This window comes from Chrysiogenia bacterium, from assembly GCA_020434085.1.
Classification (GTDB): domain Bacteria; phylum JAGRBM01; class JAGRBM01; order JAGRBM01; family JAGRBM01; genus JAGRBM01.
Genome location: JAGRBM010000477.1, coordinates 1 through 7354, shown reverse-complemented (window position 1 = coordinate 7354; position 7354 = coordinate 1). Strand labels below are relative to the sequence as shown.

The 7354-nt window shown below is 62.3% G+C and carries 10 protein-coding genes; 2 read left to right on the top strand and 8 right to left on the bottom strand.

Annotated features, from left to right (window positions below):
• From KDH09_16190 to KDH09_16175, 4 genes are all read right to left on the bottom strand, one after another.
• Positions 1-307 (bottom strand): hypothetical protein (locus KDH09_16190; GenBank protein ID MCB0221240.1); only part of this gene is annotated, 307 nt, incomplete at its 3' end.
• Between the two features lie 136 nt (positions 308-443).
• Positions 444-674 carry a hypothetical protein gene (locus tag KDH09_16185; GenBank protein MCB0221239.1) on the bottom strand — a complete coding sequence of 77 codons (231 nt, stop codon included), beginning with the start codon at positions 672-674 and terminating at the stop codon, positions 444-446.
• Positions 675-744: 70 nt separating this feature from the next.
• Positions 745-1251, bottom strand: a complete 507-nt coding sequence (locus KDH09_16180) for a hypothetical protein (GenBank protein ID MCB0221238.1) — start codon at positions 1249-1251, stop codon at positions 745-747.
• Positions 1244-1795 (bottom strand): hypothetical protein, encoded by a 552-nt coding sequence (locus KDH09_16175; GenBank protein ID MCB0221237.1) that lies wholly within the window; start codon positions 1793-1795, stop codon positions 1244-1246. The genes KDH09_16180 and KDH09_16175 overlap by 8 nt, the downstream gene beginning before the upstream one ends.
• Before the next feature lie 121 nt (positions 1796-1916).
• Between KDH09_16175 and KDH09_16170 the strand changes: the two genes are divergently transcribed.
• Positions 1917-2471, top strand: a complete 555-nt coding sequence (locus tag KDH09_16170) for an antibiotic biosynthesis monooxygenase (GenBank protein ID MCB0221236.1) — start codon at positions 1917-1919, stop codon at positions 2469-2471.
• 11 nt (positions 2472-2482) lie between these two features.
• Here KDH09_16170 and KDH09_16165 read toward each other — a convergent pair whose 3' ends face one another.
• The 4 genes from KDH09_16165 to KDH09_16150 form a co-directional block, all read right to left on the bottom strand.
• On the bottom strand, positions 2483-3025 hold the full coding sequence (locus tag KDH09_16165; protein ID MCB0221235.1) for a hemerythrin domain-containing protein: 543 nt from the start codon (positions 3023-3025) through the stop codon (positions 2483-2485).
• Between the two features lie 74 nt (positions 3026-3099).
• On the bottom strand, positions 3100-3696 hold the full coding sequence (locus KDH09_16160) for a hypothetical protein (protein MCB0221234.1): 597 nt from the start codon (positions 3694-3696) through the stop codon (positions 3100-3102).
• A gap of 110 nt (positions 3697-3806) precedes the next feature.
• Entirely contained in the window at positions 3807-5393 is a 1587-nt protein-coding gene (locus KDH09_16155; protein MCB0221233.1) for an NAD(P)/FAD-dependent oxidoreductase, read from the bottom strand.
• Positions 5394-5412: 19 nt separating this feature from the next.
• The gene (locus KDH09_16150) at positions 5413-6243 is read right to left on the bottom strand and encodes an SDR family NAD(P)-dependent oxidoreductase (GenBank protein ID MCB0221232.1); all 831 of its coding nucleotides are present in this window, start codon (positions 6241-6243) and stop codon (positions 5413-5415) included.
• 183 nt (positions 6244-6426) lie between these two features.
• Here KDH09_16150 and KDH09_16145 point away from each other — a divergent pair, with 183 nt between their 5' ends.
• Positions 6427-7227: a GntR family transcriptional regulator gene (locus tag KDH09_16145; protein ID MCB0221231.1), complete on the top strand. Its 801-nt coding sequence runs from the start codon at positions 6427-6429 to the stop codon at positions 7225-7227.
• Positions 7228-7354 lie beyond the last annotated feature (127 nt).

Genomic DNA, 7354 nt, shown 5'->3' with positions numbered 1-7354 from the left:
TCCAGAGAAGCAATCCGACCCCGTCGATCACCGCCAGGTTGTCGGCCTTGTCGTGGGTGTAACCGCGATATTTCTTGGGCGGATTGGCGTACTGGTCGATCTCGATCTGATACTGGCCGTCGCGGTACTCGACGACGAACTCCCCGGCCGGGTAGTTGAAGCGAAATTCCTTGGCGGGCTGGGTGTTGCTGGGGACTTGTGCGGCGCGTGCGCGTTTGCCGCCGGAGGCAGGCGCGAACTCGGCGCAGCCGACAAGCAGCACAATCAGGACCAAGATGACAAATTCCAGTTGAGCTTGTTTCAGCATGTTCGTTCACTCACGTCCCAGCAAATTCTAGCCGGGACGCCGCCGAAATTCAGCACCGGGACCAAGGGGCCCGCGCCCAAGCGAAGGGCAATTGCAGGGGGCACCGGGCATGCGCGCGAGGCACACACCCGAGCCCCTACTTCTCGCAGGCGACGTCCCCGCTCGTATAGCCGCGGCCGCACATACAGTCGTTGTAGAGGCCCTGCCAGAGCGCGTGGCAACCGGCCTGACCCGCCTGGGCGGCGCACTCGGCGCGGTCCTTCTGCATGGCGCGGCCGTTGTTGACGCGGTGGTCCCAGTTGCCCAGTTGCGGTTTGGCGCAGCCGGCGACGAAGACGAGCGCAAGGCTCAGGAGAATGGCTTTCATGGGTTCCCTCCCCGGAATTGGATAACCCCAATCATAGCGGAGCGCGGCGGGCATGGCGATGGGGCCGGCGCTAGCGCCGTGCAGACACCTGCGAACCATCGTCTTTGGGGGGCAGGGCTGGGGTCTCCGAAGGGGCGTTCGCCGCAATCCGGCGGACAATTGTACCGCTTGCCTGGATGCTGGTGCAGCCCGGCCATAGGGGCAGAATGCTGATGGCCGGCGCGAAGTTGATGCCGCAGGTCTCGCTTGAAAAACCCAGGTCGATGACCCCTTCACCGCCCCGTTTTTCCACCGCGGCATTGATGAGTTCGGCAAGCTCCTGATCGGAGCTCTCTCCATTGAGCGTGGCAAGACCCCAGGCCATGGCCCAGAGCCTCGTCTTTTCATTGAACTCACCGATTACTTCCATGTCTTTCTCGGAAAGCATGCGCTCGTCTTCGTCGTAGAGATAACCGCTCATCGACGCGGGATAGCGCAGGCTCTGGAGTCGCATGGAGTATTTCGAGCCGGAGCAGCCGGTGCCTGTGAGCGCGGCCAGTGCGAGCGTTGCGAGCAAAATTACATTGTGTCTATTCATCTGCAGCGTCCTGACTGGCAGAGTTGCCGCTACCGGCGGCATCGCCTGGCTGTTTGCTTTCCGCGCCCCGCGTCTGCGCCTTAAGAAATGCCTCGCCCGTCGGACCGGCGTGTGTGACCGCGCCCAGGATTGAGACGGTGTTGAAATCAAGAATGAGCAGCGGGGCGAACGTGCCCACGCTGCCCAAATGGACGAATGTCACATCAGCGGCGCACGGAGAGGTGCACTCCCTGGTTGCAGCGTTAAGGATCTTGTCAACTTGCCTGGCGTCGCTCTCGCTCTCCGCATAAGAGGCCGCACCGGCGCCCACACCACCGAATCCCGCGCCGACATAAATCAGGCGTGCATCGTTGGACACCGTCGCGAAAAACGGCTTGTAGGGGTTGTGCCCCTCGCTCTGGCTTGAGCCACCGAGGTGCTTGATGGGGCCGACGCGGACCGGCACGTTGTAGTTGTGCGTCGTGATTTTTGCGCGAGTGGCGCAACCGGTCATCGCGAGCGCTGCAAGGACAAGGAGCCCCGCAAACGGATTCGTTTTCGTCATCGTTTGTTCCCCGAAAGCTGCTAGTTATGTTGGGGAAGTGTAGCTTCCGGGCACGGGCGCAACAAGACGCCCCTTGCTTCGGGCGCCCGCTTGGGGCAATGAAAACCGGCGGGGGAGTGCGATGAGCGCAGAGCAAACAGGGCCGGTCACGGTGGCCTTCACCCGGGTCGTGCGGCCCGGAAAGGTGGCGGAGTTCGAGGCCGGCGTCGCCGGCATTGCAGAGGCGGCCGGTCACTTTGCGGGCTATCTGGGCACCAACATCATTCGTCCCTACGGCGGTGCGCGGCCCGAATACACGGTGGTGATTCGTTTCGAGACGAGCGAGCACCTGGGGGCCTGGGAAGAGGCGCCCGTGCGCGCCGAATGGGTGGCACGCCTCGACGCGCTCACGCTTGGAGAGATGAAGCAGGCGCGAAGCCACGGTCTCGAATACTGGTTCACTCCCGGCGACGCGCCGCTACCTCCGCGCTGGAAGATGGCGATCCTCACCTGGCTCGCGCTCTTTCCCCAGGTCTACTGGCTGCCTGGACTCCTGCGCCGCATCTACGGCGACCAGCACCCGGCCGTGCAGACGGCGGCGAGCCTGGCGGTGATCGTTGCGCTGATGACCTGGGTGGTGATGCCCGTGATGACGCGGCTGTTCTCGTTCTGGCTGGCGCCTGAGTCTGCTGAGTGAGGACAGCGATCTCAGCTGAGCGTGTCCGCAAAGCTGACCAGCTTGTCGATCCCCGCAAACTCCGAACGCCGACCGGCTTTGCCGAACTCTTCGGCAAGGTCCTTTAGCTCCGGTTTGTGAGCAATTCGGTCGAGCATGGGAAAAACCATCTCATCCTCTTTCCAGATGTGATCGTGATAAAGCTTGTGCATCTGGTCGAGGAGATGGACGAACTCGTCGGCCTGTTCCGAATTGAGCGGTTCACCGATTTCGGTGAAGTGGTCGAGCTTTGCGACGCAGTTCCGTGAGCTGGCATGTTCGTGCAGCAGCGCGGAAATCGGACAACCCTGGTGGGGCACATCGTGTGCTTCCATGAAGGGGAAGAGCAGCTCCTCCTCTTTGGCGTGGTGGAAGCGGTCGGCATAATTCCGGAAGAACTCAACGAATCTTGGAATCTGTAGTTCGGACAGGGGCCGGCCCTCACGCGCCTGCTGAGAAAGGGCGGGCAGGTAGTCGACGACGCGGAGGATAATCGCGTGTTCGGAGCGCATCGTTTCCGCGGGCGTTTCTGCCATGATCGGCCTCCTATATTGACTGGCGGCATCCTACCGATGGCCGGCAGGACCCGCAACGGGCGTTGCCCAGCGTCCTAATACTCCACCACCACCGGCACGCCCGGTCGCAGATCCAGCTTCTTCGTCGCGCCCTTGAGGCGCAGTTCCAGCAGTTGCGCACTGCCGCTGGCGAAGCTCACGCGCTCGCTCTCGAAAGGCGGCGGTGCCTGCACTGATTCGACGACAAGGGATTCAATTGTTCGGGGATTTACCTTTTCCTGCTGCGCTTTCCCGATGCCGGGCATCACGAAGACAAAGGGCATGGCCGGGTCGGTGCTGAAATTGGCCACGCGGATGGCAACGCCTTCGGGCAGGTAGGGCGGCCGGTAGTCCCAGATGGGGAAGGGGGGCTCGCCTTCGAATGCAATGCCGAAGGGACAGGTGCCGCTCTGCCGCCAGCGCGATCGCTCCCGGAGCCCGGTGTGCGCGATGGCCGGGCTTTGTACTTCGCTCTCCTCGCACACCCACAAGAACTCGAGCATCCCGTTTTCAAAAAAGAAGCGCCGGTTGCGCGTGCCCTGACCGGCGTGGACGTTGGAAGCGCCTTCGAGGAAACCGGCGTCCAGCAGCGCGTCGGCCTCCGGCGCGCCGGGCGAGGAGAAGACAAAGGCGTGGTGGAACTTCAGGGGCACGGGTGAGCGACTCTCCTCCGTGCGAGCAAATCATACCTGCAGTGACAAATGCAAACCGGGCCCGCAGGCATTTGCCTGCGGGCCCGGTCTTTTTTGAAGCGAACCGGGGCTCAGGCCTGCGCCTGCGCCGGCAGCCACCCGGGTTTCTTGAACCGGTAGTGTCCCAGGGGGAAGGTGTGGCTGTGGAGCCACATCTCGAATCCCGAGGAAGGGCGCAGGAAGGGCGCGTCGCCGTGCTGGTCGAAGTAGTAGCTGTTGGCGGCCCCGCAGTTGTTGTTGAAGAAGACCGTATTCTGCTGGCGCCGCTGGATTTCCTTGAAGTAGTCGTCGTGGGGTTTCTGCTTTACTTCCACGTAAGTAGCCTGGCGGCGGCGCGCTTCCTTGATACAGCGAAGCGCGTGGCGGGTCTGGCACTCGACCATGGCGAACCACGAGGCGCCCGAGGTGGAGTAAGGGCCCAGTACGGCAAAGTAGTTGGGGAACTTCGGCACGGTGGCTCCCTCGTAGGCCTGGAAGCGGTTGTCTTCCCAGAACTTGCCAAGCTCGGTGCCGCCCACGCCGTAGATCTCGTAGGGCGGAAGGTTCCCCTTCTCGAAGACCTTGAAGCCGGTGGCCAGAATAAGCGTATCGATTTTGCGCTCCTGCCCGTCGGCGGTGATGATCGCGTCTTTGGTGATCTCGCGAATGGGCTCGGTGACGAGGTCCACATCCTCGCGGGTGAAGGTCTTGAAGTATTCGTTTGAGAAGCTGGGCCGCTTGCAGCCAAAGCCGTAGCTGGGCGTGAGCTTGCGGCGCAGCTCGGGGTCGTTAGGGACCTGCTTTTCAAGGTTGCGCAGGCAGGCGCGCTCGCCGGCCTTTACAAGGCCTGGCACCTGCTTGTTGTAGACGACGCCGAGCACCATCACGACCTCGGTGGCTGCGGTGGTAAGCAGGCGCACGCCCGTCTGCGCGCCGGGCACATACTGGAAGGCCGTCTTGAGGGCGTCGGGCATCGCGTAGTCGGGCTTGGAGAGCAGCCAGATGGGCGTGCGCTGGTAGACGTCCATGTGCTCGACCTTGTCGGCGATGGCCGGGACGAGCTGCACGGAGGTCGCACCCGTGCCGATCACAGCCACGCGCTTGCCACGCAGGTCGTAGCTGTGATCCCAGCGCGCGGTGTGGACCATCTTCCCTTCGAAGCTGTCGATGCCCTTGATGTCGGGCTTCTTGGGCTGGGTGAGGCCGCCGGTGGCGTTGATGACAAAACGCGCGCTCAGCGAATTGCCGTCTTCGAGCTCCATGTGCCAGCGGTGTTTCTTCTGATCGAAAACCGCCCGCTTGACGGTGGTGTTGAAGCGCATGTGGGAGCGCAGCTTGTACTTGTCCGTGCAGTGGTTGGCATAGGCCTGCAGCTCGGCGCCCGGCGCGAAGAGCCGCGACCAGCGCGGGTTCTGCTCGAAGGAAAAGGAATAGGTCAGTGAGGTGATATCGACGGCAATGCCCGGATAGGTGTTGTCACGCCAGGTGCCGCCCAGGTCGTGGGCCTTTTCGAGAATGACGAAGGAGTTGATCCCCGCCTTCTTGAGCGCAATGCCCGCGCCGATGCCGGAAAAACCCGCGCCGACCACAATAACTTCGTAGTCCACGTCTTTCCCGGTTGCTGATTTTCTCGATCTGCCGAGTCCGATTCGCTGTGCCTGCTGTGCGAGAATGCCCATGATTCACCTCCGAAAATTGTTAAGCCTGGTTTGAAAGGCGCCGTTCAAAGAAGGAAAGAAATGCCTCGCTGCGAACAGGGGCGTAGCGCTTGAGAATGTCGATGAGATAGGACTCGGCGCCGATGCGGATGCGCGTCTCGTTGTGGGCAATCGCATCGACGATCTTCTTTGCCGCAACCTCGGGCGGGCGTCCGAATTTTTCCATGAAGCCCTCGCCGAACTGCTCCATCGTGCTGGTGCGGCCTGTTTCCTTGCCGTAGCGAGTCGTATTCAGGATGTTTGTCTTGATCGCGCCCGGATGGATGCTGGTCACGCCGATGCCGTGCTCGGAGAGCTCCACGCGAAGCGATTCGGTGAGCCCCAGCACGGCGAACTTGGTCGCGCAGTAGGCCGACATACCCGGAATGCCGGCAAAGCCCGCGGCGCTCGAGATGTTTACGATGTGCGCTTCGTCCGCTTCCTTGAGGTAGGGCAGGAAATACATGCACCCGTGCACGACGCCCCAGACGTTGACGTCTATGACCCATTTCCAGTCTTCAAGAGTGGAATCCTCGAAGGCGCCGCCCACGCCGACGCCGGCGTTGTTGACGACGATGTTGATCTTCCCGTGCTCGGCCGCGACTTCCTTTGCCAGGGCCTTCATGCGGGCGGCCTTGGATACGTCGGCCTGGTGGACGCTCGCGCGGCCTCCCAGGCGCTCGATTTCGAGCGCAGTCTTCTGCGCGGCCTCTTCATTCATGTCGACCAGTGCCAGGTGGCAGCCGCGGCGGGCCAGTTCGATGCTGGTGGCTTTTCCGATGCCGCTTCCGGCGCCGGTGACGACCGCGACGCGGTCTCTGAGTCGTTTCATTGGTTTGCTCCTTGAAGGGTGTGGGCGCCTGCTCCGGGTCGCCCCTTGATCGGTCCCTCTCGTGCTGGGAGAGGGTAGTTGCCTATACCACTCACTGTGTGGTACAGTTGACCATGCGCTGAGGATATGTAATTTGGCTCAGTGTGTCAAGAGGGTTTTGTTGCAGAGGAGCTGAAATCAGCCGTGAGTGCCCGCACCGTCGTTCAGAAGACCGCAGAAGCCGTCGCCTTCGGCATCGTTTCGGGGAAATATGCCGTGGGAGAGCGCCTGCCCAGCGTTCGCAAGCTGGCCGCCGAGTATGAGATCAACCCCTCGACCGTGCAGGTTGTGCTCGCGCACCTGCAGTCGAGCGGCTTCGTCTCCGCTCACCCGGGACTGGGATTCATCGTCAAGGACATCGAGACCTATGGCGGCATCGCGACCTGGCGCTACATCTTCCGCTTCGCCCAGCAGCTTCCCGACAGGGCGGCGAAGATCTTTGAGGAACTCCTCGAATATCGCATCATCACGATCCTCGACGCGCTCGAGCGAATCGCCCGCAATCCCGGCAAGTACGACCCGGCCCCCGTGCGGCGCGCGGTCGAGCAGCTCCACCTGATCGGAAAAGCCTCGCCCGGGAACTATGCCGAGATCGCCCGCGCGGAGATCCACGCGCTGCGCATGCTGCACGTGGCGACCGGGCAAACAGTTATCACCGCGGTGATGAACTCCATCAGCGAGGTTTATCTCGAAGTGCCCGCTGTGATGCAGACCATGTCGTCGAATCCAAAACAGCACCTTGGCGTTTGGTATGGAATGATCGAGGCATGGGAACAGGGTAATTTGAGCGAGCGCGGTCTGCCCGGCGTGGCCAAGTTGCTGCGCGACCACGACCGGCGGCTCAACAAGTATTTTCGCGAGCTCGTCTCTTCTCCCGATTACCGGCCCGAGCTTCCCGAGACGGGATTCCTCAGCGCGAGCCAGGCGCCAGCGCGCTCTTCCTAGATGACGTGATTGAGCGACCAGTCGTAGCGTTGGTAGCGCGCGGCGTAGCCGTCGTGGATCGCGCGCGCGATCTTCTCGTGCTGCTCTCCCTCGCTGTGTTCGAGCATGAACTCGCCCACTCCCTGCC